The sequence below is a fragment of the Pseudomonas sp. 9_2_1 genome, assembly GCF_059295275.1.
The window spans coordinates 2298284-2313352 of sequence record NZ_CM181239.1 but is presented as its reverse complement, the minus strand read 5'-3'; the positions used below and the strand labels follow the sequence as shown (position 1 = coordinate 2313352).

Genomic DNA, 15069 nt, shown 5'->3' with positions numbered 1-15069 from the left:
GCCCGGCTGCCAGCCGTTGGCCGGTCAGGCAGCGGGCGGATTCCAGAGTGGAGGTGTGATGGCCCGCGGAAACTTTGCGTATCTTTACAGTCGGCGTGCGCCACCGCTGCTACAGACAGTCAGGCCCACCTTGACCTGTTCCAACCCGCCGCCGCATGCTTGAACGCTTCCACCCACGCTCAAGGAACGATCGCATGCAGCTGGAAACTCTCGCCATCCACGCGGGCTTCAGCCCCGACCCGACCACCCGGGCGGTGGCCGTGCCGATCTACCAGACGACCTCCTTCGCATTCGACGGCACCCAGCATGGCGCCGCTTCATTCTGCAAAGCTGGATAGCCCTGCAATGACCTTGTTCTACCTGAAACTCATCGTCACGCCCGTGCTGATGTGGGCCATCTCCCTCGCCTCGCGGCGCTGGGGTGGCCTGCTGGGCGGGCTACTGTCCGGGCTGCCCATCACCTCGGCGCTGGTGATGACCTTCCTGTGCCTTGAACAGGGCACGGCCTTCGGCATGGGCGCCATACCCGGCGCGCTGGGCGGCCTGGCGGCGGTGCAGGCGACCTACGCCTTCTACCTGCTGGCCACGCGCCGGCTGGGCATCGCCACGGCCGTGCTGCTGGCGATGCTGTTCTATGGGCTGGCCGCCTATGCGTTTACCCATTGGGGCAATCTGTACCTGTCGATTGCCGTGGCGCTGTTGCTGATCGGCGTGCTGATACGCGCCAGCGGACGCGAGCCCAGGCCGGACACATTGGCCCGCCCTCGGCATCGGTACTGGGAGATCCCCCTGCGCATGGTTTCGGCCACCGCGCTGCTGATGGCGACTACCGGCCTGGCCAGCTGGCTGGGCCCGGCAACCAGCGGGATGCTGGCGCCGATCCCGGTGATCGCCTGGCCGCTGGTGGTGTTCGCCCATGTACAAAGCGGCCGAGCGGGGATGGCGGCAATGGTGCGTGGCAATGCGATCGGGGCGGTAGGGGTGATCGCGTTTTACCTGGTGCTGGCAGGGTTGCTGGAAACATGGGGCATCGCCGTCACCATCAGCGTGGCGATGGTATGTGCCGTGGTGCTGACGGTCGGGCTTGCCACTGCGTTGCGACGGGCCTGACAGGCTGACGTAAACCTTGCACAAAAGGGAGTTCAGCAGGCGCCGCCGCTCGGGCAGCGCCTGGCCTGTCGTGGCAATACCCTCAGCGAGATTGAGGATGCTCGGTGGACACCGAATTATTGGCTTCGACGTCCTTCATTTCCTCTTCTATGGGGCCGTCATCGTCTGAAGGTAACGGCACTTCTCCTTCAGCGCCTGCGCTTTGCTCGTCTTTGGTTCTTGCGCTGCCGTTATCCCGCTCGAGCTGGCTGTCCTGGTCCGAGCCAGGGTTGCCGGGAGGCGGGTCCCAGTCTACCGGGCGTTTCTCGGACCAGGATTCACCGACGCCCTGCTTGGGCTCGGACTCGCTTTGTTCAAGGCCAGAGCCGTGGGCCGCGCCGGTGTCGGGCGTATTTTCTGCTGGGCCTGGGTAGGGGGCGTCTGGGCCGTTCTGATCGATTGCCATGGGCGTTCTCCTGCTATGGCGCGGTGGGGTTCACCTGGTTAAGAGGGAACATGGCGAGCGGGAGTGCCTTGGGTACGACCGGTGGCGCCAATAGCTGGGGCTCCGGTGAATGCCAGCCAGTCAAGCAATTGGAATTGGGGCCGCTTTGCGGCCCATCGCCGCGGTTCGTCGCCACGGCAAGCCAGGCTCCCACAAGTACCGCGCATGGCTTGAATTCTAAGCGGTCGGGGTGGGAGCTGGCTCGCCGGCGATGGGCTGCGTAGCAGCCCCATTAGCCTTAATCGCCACACCCCCTTCAGGCTTGCGGCCTAACCGAACGTCCGCATGAAAGGTTCAGCACACTGCCGGATCGCAGCGGCTACCCGAGGGGCGCGCTCGCAAAGCTCGGCCGAACCGTCAAGCACCTGCTCCAAGGTGGCGAAAATGTCCTCTGCTCCGTCCCAGGCCAGAATCTCCTCAAGCTTTTCTCCCGGAAACTGCTGGCGGCGCAGCAGCGCATCGACCTGATCGGAACTCACTGCAACCCGCCCGATTGGCGAGCTGCTGCCAGACAGCGCCAGCAAAAGCATGGGATCGACATTCACCACTTTGGCCAGCCGATTGCGCAGCTGCTCCAGCACATAACCCTCAGGAAGGTTCATCTGGAAGATCGGGTGCAGCTCTCGGTGACGGTATTCTTCCAGGCGCGCAGGCATGAGCATACTGATCGCTGCAGACGCCCGCGCATCCTCACGGTAGCGGAACAGGTAGTCGCCCCCAGCATTGATAATCCTGCCGCTCTCGCCTTCAGGGGTTGCCACACGCAAGGTGGTCATCATCAGCTGAATACTCCCTCTATTTCATCCAGCGTAGGCATGGCAGCGGGCACCAAGGCAAACTCGCAATCCAGGGCTCCGACTACCCGCGCATAGGCTGTCATGCCTACCGTCAGGTCACCTTTCTCGATGGCAATGACCTTTTGCCGGGTGATGCCAGCCAACGCTGCGAGCCTGGCTTGCGTCAGCCCGCGATTCAGCCGCCGGTTGCGCAACTGTTCGCCCAGCCGGGTGGTAATCAGCGAGTAATCCATGTTCTGTTTACGTGACAATTCAAGATAGATGTAACGTATACCTAACCCGAAAAGGAATCAACGTTTCTCTTGCACCATCCTCGGCCAAGGCCAGTCACTGCCTAAGCGGCAATGAACCTTCGTAGCTGCAGGCGTTCAGTTGATCACGCCCCTGCGACAGCCACAAAGGATTGCCATGACCCCTGCTCGCCCCACTGCCCTCCCCGAGCTCCGCGTCGAACGTGAGCTGAGCCTGAGGGCGGTGCTCACTGGCGCGATGCTGGGCATCTTGCTCACCCCCTCAAACGTTTACGTCGGGCTGAAGATCGGCTGGTCATTCAACATGTCGATCATCGCCTTGCTGATCGGTTTCGCCTTGTGGCAAGGCCTGGCAGGGCGCAGAAATCAGCGCCCCCCGTGGACGTTGCACGAAAGCAACATCAACCAGACCGTGGCATCCGCCGCCGCCTCGATCGTTTCCGGCGGGCTGGTGGCGCCGATCCCTGCCTACACACTGCTCACCGGCCAGCAGCTGGACCCGGTGCCGATGATGGCCTGGGTGTTCTCGGTGAGTTTTCTGGGCATCTGGATCGCCTGGTACCTGCGCCCTGCCCTGCTCAACGACCCTGACCTGAAGTTCCCCGAAGGCATGGCGACCCTGGAAACGCTGCAGCAGATCTACCAGCACGGGCAGGAAGCAATAACCCGGATCAAGGTACTGTGCAGTGCCGCGCTGTTGTCCGGGCTGGTGAAATGGATCGACAGCTTCGCCTGGGCGATACCGCGCTGGTCACCCACACCTGCGCTGGAGCGCCTGACCTTCACGCTCGATCCTTCATTGTTGCTGATCGGCTTTGGCGGCATCATCGGCATTCGCGTGGGCCTGACGCTGCTGTTGGGCGCCGCACTGGCGTGGGGCGGGCTGGCGCCGTGGCTGATCGAGCATGCCTGGGTGGTGCTGGGCCCGAACGCCAGCGGCCCACAGTTTGCCGCGCTGGTGGAATGGCTACTATGGCCCGGCGTGAGCCTGATGGTGTGTGCGACCCTGACTTCATTGGCTGTTCGCCTGGTGCACGTGCGGCGGCGATCACCCGCTGATGCACTGACCGCCCGGCCGCCGCGCGCCAGGCTGCGTTTTGCCCCGGCGGCTGCGTCGGGCCTGCTGCTGTCCATCGCGCTGGTCGTGACCCTGCAGGCGCTGCTGTTCGGGATCGACTGGTGGATGGCGCTGTTGAGCATCCCGTTGGCGGTATGCCTGGCCGTGGTCGCCGCGCGCGTGGTCGGCGCCACCGGTATCGCGCCCATTGGCGCCATTGGCAAGCTGTCGCAGCTCAGCTTCGGTCTGGTCGCCCCGGGCCAGGTGGCGATCAACCTCATGAGCGCCAACACGGCGGGCGGCGCGGCCGGGCAATCGACCGACCTGATGAACGACTTCAAGGTTGGCCTTGCGATCGGCGCCACCCCGCACAAGCAGCTGATTGCGCAGTGCATCGGCATTTTCATCGGCAGCGTGGTCGGCGTGCTGGTGTACCTGATGCTGATACCTGATCCGCAGGCCATGCTGCTCACCGAACAGTGGCCGGCCCCGGCCGTGGCGACCTGGAAAGCGGTGGCCCAGACCCTGACCCAGGGCCTGGGTGCGCTGCCGCCGGAGGTGCGTTGGGCGATCGTGGCCGGTAGTGGGGCCGGCGTGCTGCTGGGCGCACTGGACAGCCTGCTGCCGCAGCGTGTGGCGCGCTGGCTGCCGAGCACCGCGGCGCTGGGGCTGGCATTCATTCTACCGGCATCGATCGCCATGATGATGGGCCTTGGCGCGGTGCTGACCTGGCTGGTCAGTCGCCGCTGGCCGAGCATCACCGAGCGCTTCGCGATCACGGCGGCAGCCGGGTTGATTGCCGGTGAAAGCATCATGGGCGTAGGGGCATCGTTCTGGGAGATGCTGCGCACGCTATAGCACTGCCGATAATCGTGGCCATCCACTGCAATTGTCCCCTGCAGGGGACATCGCCCGCCGCCGCCTCACGTACAGTCATTTGCACACCTGAAGAGCCCTGAGCTCATACAAGAATAAGGACGTGCATTGCCATGCATCAGCCCCAAAGCGAGCCGCGGCGCTCCCTGTATTTCGACTATCACGTGTTCCCTGCCCACACCGCCAGCGTCGGCGCTGCGCACCCTGACCGCAAACCGGTGGTGGTGCTCGGCGCCGGCCCGATCGGCCTGACCACCGCCCTGGACCTGGCCCGCCATGGCATCGCCTGTGTGGTGCTGGCGTCTGAGCGGCAGCTCAGCGAAGGCAGCCGGGCAATCGTGTTCACCCGCCGCTCGATGGAAATCCTGCAACAAGTGGGCGTGGCCGAGCGGGTCTGCGCGCTGGGCCTGCCATGGAGCTGCGGCAATTCGTTCTACCGCAACCAGCTGGTGTTCCGCATGGAAACCCCGCACGACCCGGACGACCGCCATGCACCCATGACCAACCTGCAGCAGCCCTGCCTGGAGCAGTTACTGGCAGAGGCTGCCGAGGCCAACCCGCTGGTGGACATCCGCTGGGGCAACCACGTGACCGGCCTGGCGCAGCATGACGGCTTCGCCCGCCTGAGCATCGATACCCCTGCCGGCAGCTATGAACTGGACGCCGACTGGGTGGTGGCGGCTGACGGCGCCCGCTCGGCGATCCGCACCTTGCTCGGCCTGAAACTGGAAGGCACCGCCTACGAAGGGCGGTTCGTGATCGCTGATATCAAGATCGACCTGGACCTGCCCACCGAGCGGCTGGCCTACTTCGATCCCGCCTGGAACCCGGGCAACACAGTGTTGATGCATCGCGAGCCGGGCAATATCTGGCGCATCGACTACCAGCTGCCGGAAAACGAGACCCCGGAGCAGGCGCTGCAACCTGAGTCCTTGCGCCGGCGCATCAACGCTCAACTGGAGATGCTCGGCGTCAAAGCCCCTGAGTGGGAGATGGACTGGAGTTCGGTGTATTCGGCGCGTGCCCTGACGCTGCCGGATTATCTGCACAAACGCGTGATATTCGCAGGGGACGCAGCCCACCTGTTGCCGATTTTCGGGGTGCGTGGCGCCAACACCGGCTTCCAGGATTGCCACAGCCTGGTATGGAAACTGGCGTTCACCCTCAAAGGGCTGGCAGGCCCGAGGCTGCTGCCTTCCTATTCCACCGAGCGGGTCAGTGCCGCGCGGGAAATCATCAGCGAGGCCGGCAAGAGCACCCGGTTCATGGCCCCGCCCAGCGCTGGTTACCGGCTTGTACGTGATGCAGTGCTGTCGTTGTCCCTGACCCAGGCATTCGTCCGCCCGCTGTACCACTGGCGCACCTCGCGGCCGCACGATTACGCCGATTCGGTGCTCAATTGTGCAACTGACGACAACGACCTGTTCAGTGCTGGGCCGCGCAACGGTGCGCCGATGCTGAACATCAAGCTGGCCGAAAACCACTACCTGTTCGACCGCCTTGGTGCGTGTTTCCACCTGCTCTGCTTCACCGACAGTGACTGTATCCCCAGCGATGTGCGCGCGCAGGCGACTGCCATTCGCGACAGCGGCGTGCCCTTGCAGATCATCGCGATTGCGCAAAGCGCGCAGCCTGCCATCACCGGCGCCGACCAGCTGATCGACGACCCGACGGGCCATATCGCCAGCAAGTACGGCATCACCCGTGGCGGCGCCTACCTGGTGCGGCCGGACCAGCACATCTGCGCCCGCTGGCAGCAACTGTCTGCCGAAAAACTGCACCTCGCCATCGACACCGCCCTGGGCAAACACTGAGAGCAACCGCAATGAATACCCTTAGCGCAACAGACCTGGAAGTGGTTTACGACGTACTGGCCGAAGCCCTGGACCAGGCCACACCGGCCAAGGCCGAGCTATTTCTGACCAAGCTGGCCTTGCTCGGTGCCCAGGCTATCGGCGATGCCCAGACCTTCACCGAACTGACCCGATCCGCCCTGCAGGACCTGTAGAACCTGCGGCTGCACAAGCACCGGCGCAGCCCTTGCCTTGCGCGCCGGCACAGCGGCCGGTGCCGCTCAAACCAATAATAATCAGGCGCCCAGATGCACCACACCACAGCCCCCATTACCACCGCAACAACCACCGGCAACCCGCAGCAAGCGGTAATGCGCAAGGTTTCAAGGCGCTTGCTCGGCTTTTTGTTCGCCTGCTTTGTGCTGTCGTTTCTCGACCGTATCAACATCGGCTTTGCCGGCCTGACCATGATGGGCGACCTGGGGCTGAGCAGTACCCAGTTCGGCATGGCCACCACGCTGTTCTATATCGCCTACATCGCCTGTGGTATCCCCAGCAACATGGCGCTGGCCAAGGTCGGCGCGCGCAAATGGATCGGCAGCCTGATGATCGCCTGGGGGCTCGCCTCCACGGCGACACTGTTCGCGACCGATGCGCACAGCCTGTACTTGCTGCGAATCCTGGTCGGCATTACCGAAGCCGGTTTTCTACCTGGCGTGCTGCTGTACCTGACGTTCTGGTTCCCGGCGGCCTATCGGGCACGGGCCAATGCCCTGTTCATGATCGCCATGCCATTCACGGCAGGCTTCGGCTCGGCGCTTTCCGGCCTGATTCTTGGCCTGGACGGCACATGGGGGTTGCACGGCTGGCAGTGGCTGTTCCTGCTCGAAGGCATGCCATCGGTGATCATGGGTCTGGTGGTGTTCTACTACCTGAACGACAAGCCGCAACAGGCCCACTGGTTGAATGCGCAGGAAAAGCAGCATTTGCAGCACGCCCTGGCCGCAGACACCCCGGCAGCCACCCCCACCCCCGAAGACAAGGGCCCCAGCCTGCTGCGCGAAATGCTCTCGCCCACGGTGCTGATGTTCAGCCTGGTGTATTTCTGCCTGGTCAACACCCTGGCAATGATCGCCGTTTGGACGCCGTTGATCATCAAGAGCATCAGTGCCGCCGGCAGCAGTAACAGCACCATTGGCTTGCTGGCGATGATTCCACAGGTATGCACCATTATCGGCATGCTGGTGTGGGGCCTGCATTCCGACCGTACCCGGGAACGCAAATGGCACCTGGTGCTGCCCATGCTGGTGGCAGCGGCCGGCTGGATGTTCACTGCGTATGCCGGCGACCCCCAGGTGCAGCTGGCAGGCATCTGCATGGCCGCCACCGGCTCGTACACCGCCATGTCGATCTTCTGGACCACCCCGGACCAGGCCATGTCGCTCAAGGCACGGGCGATCGGTATTGCGGTGATCAACGCGTTCGGCAACATCGGCTCGGCGCTCAACCCGCTGGTGGTCGGGTGGCTGAAGGACCTGACCCAAAGCTTCACTGCCGGGATTGTCTACGCCACGCTGCTGCTGGTGATCGGCGCGCTGTTGACCTTCTTGCTGCCATTGCCCTCGTCCACCCCAAAGCCAACACCGAACCTGTAGGAGATTGCCCAGCCCATTGAGCTGCGCTGTCGAGCAGAGAGCTGATGCTGGGCGCTGTGGGAGCGGGCGCGCCCGCTCCCACAAGGCCCCTGCTAAATCAGTAAGTCATGTGCAGTTCTATGAGCGAACTTGCACACCCCACAAATCAATGCCTCAAGCGCTTGCCGACACCGGGCGAGGTGCGCGCACACCCCACAACCAGTAACCCAGGGACAACAGGACCAGCCAGCCAACCCCGACATACATCGCTGTGCGGCTGGCCGGAAACCAACCAAGCACGCCAAAGATGAACACCATGAATGCAATCGCACACGCTGGCCCTACCGGCCACAGCGGCACGCGATATTCCAGAGCAGCCGCCTCTTCCTTGCTCATGCCACGGCGCATGGCCACCTGGGACAGCAGGATCATCAACCACACCCAGACAATGGAGAACGTAACTACCGAGGCGAGCACCAAGAACAGGTCCTCTGGCACCAGGTAGTTCAAGACCACCCCCAGCAACAGCGCGATGCCCATTACAGCAACCGTCATCCACGGCACACCGAAACGCGAGAGTGACGCGAAACCGGCAGGCGCCTGGCCGTTCTGCGCCATGCCGTACATCATTCGCCCAGCGCTGAAGATATCGCTATTGATCGCCGAAACCGCCGCAGAGATCACCACAATGTTCAACACGGTTGCCGCAGAACTGATACCCAGACCACTGAAGATCTGCACGAACGGGCTACCGTGACTGCCAATACCCGTCCAAGGGTAAATGGCCATGAGTACCAGCAGGGTAAGGATGTAGAACAACAGGATGCGCAGTGGCACCGAATTGATCGCCTTGGGCAGCACGCGCTTCGGGTCCTTCGCCTCCCCTGCAGTAATACCGATCATTTCGACCCCGCCGAAGGCGAACATCACCACGGTAAAGGAGGCAATCATGCCACTGACGCCATTGGGGAAGAACCCACCATGGCTCCATAGATTCGAGATGCCGGCAACAGTGCCCGTACCAGTATTCAGCTGGATACCCAGCAGCAGCACGGCGGCCCCTGCGACAATCATGGCGACGATGGCGGTTACCTTGAGCAACGACAACCAGAACTCCATCTCGCCGAACACTTTCACGCTGCACAGGTTCAGCGCCCCGATAAAGAACACTATCCCAAGCACCCAGACCCACGCGGGTGTTTCAGGGAACCACAGCCCCATGTATATGCCGAACGCCGTCACGTCTGCCAGGCACACCATCAGCATCGAGAACGCGTAACTCCAGCCCGTCAGAAAGCCTACATAACGACCGAGGTACTGGCTGGCATAGTGGCCGAACGACCCGGACACCGGGTTGTGAACCGCCATTTCGCCAAGGGCGCGCATCATCATGTAAATGGCTGCGCCACCGATCAGGTAGGCCAGCAACACCGAAGGCCCTGCCAACTTTATTGCCGATGCCGAGCCATAAAACAGCCCCGTACCGATAGCAGAACCCAAGGCCATGAAACGAATATGCCGGGTAGTGAGACCCCGCTTGAGTTGCGGTGAGGATTGAGCGTTCATAGATACCTTCTTGATTTTATTATCAGGCCCGCACAACACCGATGCTGCGCGGTTTAATCAGGCACGCGTCATTGCACTCATCAAGCCCTTGGCCACAACACCGGGAACAGTTCATGGTCCATCGTGGCACCGCTGGCCAGTTGCGTTTCAAGCCCGGGAAACGGTGGCGAGGTTTTCCATTGGCGTGGTGCGTGAGTAATGTCGTCGCCCAGGAAGCGCACCGAAAAAGCACGCCGCCGGCGATTGCCACCGACACCGCCAGAGGCGTGTAACGTCAACATGTGGAAGAACACCGCATCACCTGGCGCGAGCTCCCAGCCGAGGATATTCCAGGCGCTGCGATCGGCCTCGATATCCGGCAGGTCGGCCAGGCTGCCTTCCGGGAACCATTGCGCCTGGCTGTCGAGGAAACTGCGCGGCATCAGCCAGGGGCCAAGGTGCGAGCCGCCGACAAACTCCAGGGTGGACTCCCTGGCGACGGGATCGATCGGCATCCACATGCTGCAGTTCTGGCGCCCATCGATGTTGTAGTAGGGCTGGTCCTGATGCCACGGCGTGCGCTGGCGGGTATTGGGCTCCTTGACCAGCAGGTGGTCGTGATACAGCCGGGCTGTTTCGCTGTTCATCAATTGCGCGGCAACGCTACCCACCCGGCTTTCGAAGATGAACTGGCGATAGGCCGAAATATCGCCCCAGTTGCAAAAGTCCTCGAAGAACCAACCCGGGTCATCCGGGCGACTCGCGACTTTGGCGCGTTCACTTGGCGCTTTCAAATTCTGTTCAATGCCGGTTTCCAGCAGGGCAACTTCTTCTGGCGTGAACAATTGACGTACGCAGACAGCACCCTCGCGCTGGAATGCCTCGATGGTTTCTTCAGTTAGTTGAAATTCGGCGGACGGTTTCATAGAGCACCCTTTAGTCTTTTTATTGGGCAACAGCACCCCTGCCAGGTGTATGAACGCGATAAGCAAGGTGCGCAGCGAGTATTGCGTTTTGGCACCAATAGGAAAAGAATATAATTCCTAATTTTGAGTATAGGAAAACATGATAGGGTTCTCCTTCCGACAGCTCGAATACTTCGTCGCCGTGGCCGAACATGGCAGCATCAGTGCTGCCGCCAGGGCCCGCCACGTGTCCCAGCCTTCGGTTTCGGTTGCGATTGCCCAGCTGGAAGAGGCGCTGAACGAGCGGCTGTTCCGCCGCCAGGTCAGTCGCGGGCTCGAGCTTACTGCTGCGGGCACGCGGCTACTGGCCCAGGCACGCGAAATCATTGGCATGGCCATCGCCATGAATCAAAAGGCGGAGACCGCTCCGGGCTCACTACGCGGCAACCTGTCGCTTATCTGTTTTCAGGACTTGGGGCCTTATTACGCGCCGCGGTTGCTATCCGGTTTTCGCAAGCAACACCCCGATGTCGAGGTCACACTGTTCGAGACTGATCTGGCAGGGGTACACCGCCACCTCAGTGCCGGTAAAGCCGAGCTCGCGCTGACTTATGACATAGGCCTTGATCCCTCGCTGCCGCGCCAGGTACTGGCGCAATTGAAACCCTACGCGCTGGTCGCCACTGACCACCGGCTAGCCGGCCTGGCAGCGATACCCCTGCATGAGCTGGCGCAAGAGTGCGTGATCCTCGAGGACATCGCCCAAACCCGCGAGTATTTCCTGTCACTGTTCTGGGCGCACAACCTGCAACCGCGTACCCAGCAATTCACCCAGACGTTCGAGATGCAAAGGGGCCTGGTCGCGCATGGCTACGGGGTTGCCCTGTCATGCACCCGGCCCGCCGGCGACCACTGCTATGACGGCACCCCGCTGTTGTGCCGGCCATTACTGGAAGAGGTATCCCCGCAGAAAGTGGTGCTGGCGCAATCCGCTGCAATGCACCCTTCGCCGGTCGCGGAGGCATTCAGCCGTTGGGTTGCTGGTGAGGTTGCAGGCGGAGCGGTCTGAAGCCGGAATCTTCGCGGGCCGGCCCGCTCCTTGGATGCAGTACCTGCACGGCACGATGTGCGCCGCATCACGTTCCGGAACACGCTAGTACATGCGTACTATTCTCCGCGCGGCGAGCGCTCCCGATACTCCCGGTGTTAATGCGTTGCACCTAAGGAATGCCATTGCCCTCGAGGCTGGCAGCCACTTGCGTGGCATCAAATGGAGTATCTGGAGTCGCCATGAACCCCCTATTCAGACTTTCCCCGCTCACGTTCGCGATCACCCTCGCCATGCTGCCGAACGCCCACGCGGCGGACTACATCCTCGACAGCGGGCAAGACACCTTCAGCAGCGACCGCGCGTATGACGGCACGGTGTCACTGCGCCCCGGCAACGGTGTCCCTGCCAGCCTGACCATCAACAACGGTGCCGAACTCACCAGCAAAGGCGGGCGAATAGGTGGCTCGCTTACCAACAACGAAGCCAGTGCGGCCATGGCCACCGTCACGGTCCAGGGCCCCGGTACCCGCTGGGTGGTGCCGCGGACCACTGCCGTGCTGGGCAACACCCTCGTTGTTGGCGGCGCCGGCCAGGGCACACTGAATGTGCTCGACGGCGGGCAAGTGCTGGTGCGCGACCTTCAGCTCAGCGACAACGGCAATGCCGGCAATGCCCTGTCCCGGGCGAACCTGCTGGTCAGCGGTCAAGGCTCGAAGGTGGATGCCGTCAACGTGACCTCAGGCGGGGTGTTTCTCTACGACTCGCGCATTACCCTGAAGGATGGTGGGCAGCTTGCCAGCGAACGCGTGGCCATCAACTCGATCAGCGAGCTGTCCGGCGCCAACACGCGCTGGGACAACACTGGGACCTTCCGTAACCGCAACGACATGAGCCTGAGCAATGGCGCGGTGCTGACCAGCGACTCCATGGAACTGGGCTCTGCCAACATCGGCCGCAACACCGTGGTCAGCGTATCCGGCGCAGGCACGCGCCTGGCCACGCGCACGCTGACCGTGGGTACCACGACCTACAGCACCAACCTGGTGCTGTCCGATGGCGCCGAGCTGAGCAGCACCGAGGGCGTCGACATCAGCGAGCTGACCAGTATCAACTCGGCTGCACGCGGCACCCTCAGCATCGGTGGCGGGGTTGTCAGGGATGACAGCCGCACCGATATCGACGCCATCACCGCCGGCGCCGCGCAGGCCGCCGGGCGCCTGGACCCGCAAACGGCGATCCGCTTTGGCGCCGGCAGCGGAGCGCTGGCGTTCAACCACACCGACAGCGACCTGCAGGTCAGCAACAGCATCAGTGGCGCAGGGCGTGTCTACGCCTTCAGCGGCAATACCACCCTCAGCGGCGACCTCAGCGGCATGTCCGGCAGCACCGTGGTGCGCGGCGGGCGCCTGGTGCTGGCCGGCGATGTTGACCAGAGCAACCCACGCGGCACCTCGTTGCTGAGCGTCGGCAACGGCACCCTGGTGGTCAACGGCACCGTCGGCCACACCGACGGCGCCGGCAACTACAGCAACCGCGCTCAGGTACTGGACGGCGGCGTGCTGGCCGGTAGCGGTCAGGTCGGTACAACCCAGGTCGCCTCGGGCGGTACCCTCTCCCCGGGTGAGGGCGCGTTGGGGACCTTGTCGATCAAGGGCGACCTGGACATGGCGGCCGGCTCGCGGTACGCCGCAGACATCGCCGGCGATGGCGGCTCGGACCACATCAATGTCAGCGGCACCGCGACCCTGCGTGGCACGCGGGTGGATGTGACCACGCTGAATGATGCGCAAAGCTACCAGACCGGGCAAACCTACACCTTGCTGGCCGCCCAGGGCGGCGTAGTCGACGGTGCCGCCGCCGGCACCGCGTATGCCCAGGCATTCACCCAATCCGCGTTCCTCGACGTCAGCCTGCAGCGCACGGCCAATGAACTGAACCTGACCATCGCGCAGAAGACCACCACGCCGGAACCGCCTGTAGAGCCGCCTGTAGAGCCGCCTGTGCAACCGCCGGTCGAGCCGCCTGTGCAACCACCGGTGCAGCCTCCGGTCGAGCCGCCTGTGCAACCACCGGTGCAGCCTCCGGTAGAGCCGCCTGTGCAGCCTCCGGTGCAGCCGCCTGTCGAGCCACCGGTGCAGCCACCCGTCCAGCCGCCAGAAACGGGCGGGCCAGGCACACCGGGGATCTTCCAGACCGTGGCGCTCACCGAGAACCAGTGGAGCACTGCGGGCGCACTCAGCGTTCTGCAGCAGAGCGGCGACCCGCTGCGGCTGTACAACAACCTGCTGGTGCTGGATGCCGACAGCGCGCGCAATGCCATCGATCAGCTCTCCGGCGACTACCACAGCAGCACCGGGACCGCGTTGATCGCCAACAGCCAGGTGGTCTCCGGCGTGCTGGGCACTCGTCTGCGCGGCCTGTTCGACAGCACCACGGTGCGCATGCCGCTGGGTGCATCGAGCCTGATGCCAACCACCCCTGAAGCGCAGGGCGGGGCCTGGGCGCAAACCTTCGGCAACTGGTCGCGGCTGGACGGCAATAACGGCGCCAGCGGCCTGCATCAGCGCACCGGCGGTGTGCTGATCGGCGCCGACGGCAGCTTCAACCCCGACTGGCGCGCCGGCGTCTACGGTGGCTACAGCCGCACCAAGTTCGATGCCGACGACCGCGATGCCAAAGGCCACAGTGACAACTACCACCTGGGCCTGTACACCGGTGCCCAACTCGATGCCCTGCGCCTGAGTGCAGACGTCGGCTACACCTGGCACAAGCTGGACAGCAAACGCAACGTGGCCTTTGCCGGCTTCACCGACCACCTCAAGGGCAAGCGCGACGCCAACACGCTGCAGGCCAGTGGCGAAGCAGCTTATCGCATCGGCCTGGGTGCGGTGGCGCTGGAGCCGTTCGTGGGCGTTTCCTACGTGAAATACGACGCCGACAGCTTCCGTGAAAAAGGCGGTGCAGCGGCCCTGGATGTGTCCAGCGAGCAGCAGGACACCTGGTTCTCGACCGTGGGCATGCGCGCTTCGACACACACCCGCGTGGCCAACCACGACACCCAGTTCTACGGCTCGCTGGGCTGGCGCCGCGCTTACGGTGACCTGGACCCTGGCAGCACCCAGGCCTTTGCCGGCGGCCCGGACTTCGCGGTACAGGGGATCGCCCAGACGCGCAACGTGGCCATGACCGAAGTGGGCGCGAAGGTGCAACTGAACCGCCAGACGGATGTGGGGCTGTCGTATCAGGGCCAGTTCGGTTCGGACGCCCGCATGCACTCGGTGAATGCGGGGATCACGGTTCGCTTCTGAGCCACGGGGCTGCTGCGCAGCCCCGCTTCATCTGGCTGCCTGGCTGACAAATTGGTTATCCTGCTCAACAGCCCCCGCCAGGCTAATGCCAGTCAGTCAAGGCTAAAGGGGCTGCTGCGCAGCCCATCGAGTCCACGCCATGCGCCGTACTTGTGGGAGCCTGGCTTGTCGTGGCGACGAACCGCGGCGATGGGCCGCAAAGCGGCCGCGATTGCTTGACTGACTGGCCTTCACCCGCCGGGCCGCGTACAACAATAA

The 15069-nt window shown here is 63.4% G+C and carries 11 protein-coding genes and 2 pseudogenes; 8 read left to right on the top strand and 5 right to left on the bottom strand.

The window, feature by feature from the left end:
- Positions 1-194: 194 nt before the first annotated feature.
- Together AC5O5I_RS10465 and AC5O5I_RS10460 are read left to right on the top strand one after the other, a co-directional pair.
- Positions 195-323 (top strand): annotated as a pseudogene (locus tag AC5O5I_RS10465) (PLP-dependent transferase); the annotation flags it as partial.
- 22 nt (positions 324-345) lie between these two features.
- The gene (locus AC5O5I_RS10460) at positions 346-1110 is read left to right on the top strand and encodes a hypothetical protein (protein WP_494512536.1); all 765 of its coding nucleotides are present in this window, start codon (positions 346-348) and stop codon (positions 1108-1110) included.
- Between the two features lie 82 nt (positions 1111-1192).
- Here AC5O5I_RS10460 and AC5O5I_RS10455 read toward each other — a convergent pair whose 3' ends face one another.
- The 3 genes and pseudogenes from AC5O5I_RS10455 to AC5O5I_RS10445 all read right to left on the bottom strand — a co-directional run bounded on the left by AC5O5I_RS10455 (position 1193) and on the right by AC5O5I_RS10445 (position 2624).
- Positions 1193-1555, bottom strand: a complete 363-nt coding sequence (locus AC5O5I_RS10455; RefSeq protein WP_494512535.1) for a hypothetical protein — start codon at positions 1553-1555, stop codon at positions 1193-1195.
- A gap of 410 nt (positions 1556-1965) precedes the next feature.
- Positions 1966-2373: pseudogene (locus AC5O5I_RS10450) on the bottom strand (HipA N-terminal domain-containing protein); the annotation flags it as partial.
- Positions 2373-2624: a helix-turn-helix transcriptional regulator gene (locus tag AC5O5I_RS10445; protein WP_172219159.1), complete on the bottom strand. Its 252-nt coding sequence runs from the start codon at positions 2622-2624 to the stop codon at positions 2373-2375. The gene AC5O5I_RS10445 and the pseudogene AC5O5I_RS10450, both read right to left, overlap by 1 nt.
- A 175-nt stretch (positions 2625-2799) precedes the next feature.
- Here AC5O5I_RS10445 and AC5O5I_RS10440 point away from each other — a divergent pair, with 175 nt between their 5' ends.
- From AC5O5I_RS10440 to AC5O5I_RS10425, 4 genes are all read left to right on the top strand, one after another.
- The gene (locus AC5O5I_RS10440; protein ID WP_494512534.1) at positions 2800-4557 is read left to right on the top strand and encodes an OPT family oligopeptide transporter; all 1758 of its coding nucleotides are present in this window, start codon (positions 2800-2802) and stop codon (positions 4555-4557) included.
- A gap of 131 nt (positions 4558-4688) precedes the next feature.
- Complete coding sequence (locus tag AC5O5I_RS10435) at positions 4689-6389, top strand: FAD-dependent monooxygenase (protein ID WP_494512533.1); 1701 nt, start codon at positions 4689-4691, stop codon at positions 6387-6389.
- 11 nt (positions 6390-6400) lie between these two features.
- Positions 6401-6583, top strand: a complete 183-nt coding sequence (locus tag AC5O5I_RS10430; protein ID WP_172219153.1) for a DUF2783 domain-containing protein — start codon at positions 6401-6403, stop codon at positions 6581-6583.
- A 93-nt stretch (positions 6584-6676) separates the two neighbouring features.
- On the top strand, positions 6677-8023 hold the full coding sequence (locus AC5O5I_RS10425; RefSeq protein WP_494512532.1) for an MFS transporter: 1347 nt from the start codon (positions 6677-6679) through the stop codon (positions 8021-8023).
- A gap of 153 nt (positions 8024-8176) precedes the next feature.
- Here the strand turns inward: AC5O5I_RS10425 and AC5O5I_RS10420 are convergent, their stop codons facing one another.
- The gene (locus tag AC5O5I_RS10420; RefSeq protein ID WP_494512531.1) at positions 8177-9568 is read right to left on the bottom strand and encodes an amino acid permease; all 1392 of its coding nucleotides are present in this window, start codon (positions 9566-9568) and stop codon (positions 8177-8179) included.
- Positions 9569-9648: 80 nt separating this feature from the next.
- Positions 9649-10473 (bottom strand): phytanoyl-CoA dioxygenase family protein, encoded by an 825-nt coding sequence (locus AC5O5I_RS10415; RefSeq protein ID WP_494512530.1) that lies wholly within the window; start codon positions 10471-10473, stop codon positions 9649-9651.
- A 139-nt stretch (positions 10474-10612) separates the two neighbouring features.
- On the opposite strand from AC5O5I_RS10415, the gene AC5O5I_RS10410 reads away from it, so the two are divergent.
- Complete coding sequence (locus AC5O5I_RS10410) at positions 10613-11521, top strand: LysR family transcriptional regulator (protein WP_172219150.1); 909 nt, start codon at positions 10613-10615, stop codon at positions 11519-11521.
- Between the two features lie 302 nt (positions 11522-11823).
- On the top strand, positions 11824-14811 hold the full coding sequence (locus AC5O5I_RS10405) for an autotransporter domain-containing protein (RefSeq protein WP_494512753.1): 2988 nt from the start codon (positions 11824-11826) through the stop codon (positions 14809-14811).
- Positions 14812-15069: the final 258 nt, after the last annotated feature.

Coding starts and splice junctions, on each gene's coding strand:
- AC5O5I_RS10425 (WP_494512532.1), top strand. CDS start 6,677: ATGCACCACACCACAGCCCCCATTACCACCGCAACAACCACCGGCAAC.
- AC5O5I_RS10440 (WP_494512534.1), top strand. CDS start 2,800: ATGACCCCTGCTCGCCCCACTGCCCTCCCCGAGCTCCGCGTCGAACGT.
- AC5O5I_RS10445 (WP_172219159.1), bottom strand. CDS start 2,624: ATGGATTACTCGCTGATTACCACCCGGCTGGGCGAACAGTTGCGCAAC.
- AC5O5I_RS10460 (WP_494512536.1), top strand. CDS start 346: ATGACCTTGTTCTACCTGAAACTCATCGTCACGCCCGTGCTGATGTGG.
- AC5O5I_RS10410 (WP_172219150.1), top strand. CDS start 10,613: ATGATAGGGTTCTCCTTCCGACAGCTCGAATACTTCGTCGCCGTGGCC.
- AC5O5I_RS10420 (WP_494512531.1), bottom strand. CDS start 9,568: ATGAACGCTCAATCCTCACCGCAACTCAAGCGGGGTCTCACTACCCGG.
- AC5O5I_RS10455 (WP_494512535.1), bottom strand. CDS start 1,555: ATGGCAATCGATCAGAACGGCCCAGACGCCCCCTACCCAGGCCCAGCA.
- AC5O5I_RS10430 (WP_172219153.1), top strand. CDS start 6,401: ATGAATACCCTTAGCGCAACAGACCTGGAAGTGGTTTACGACGTACTG.
- AC5O5I_RS10435 (WP_494512533.1), top strand. CDS start 4,689: ATGCATCAGCCCCAAAGCGAGCCGCGGCGCTCCCTGTATTTCGACTAT.
- AC5O5I_RS10415 (WP_494512530.1), bottom strand. CDS start 10,473: ATGAAACCGTCCGCCGAATTTCAACTAACTGAAGAAACCATCGAGGCA.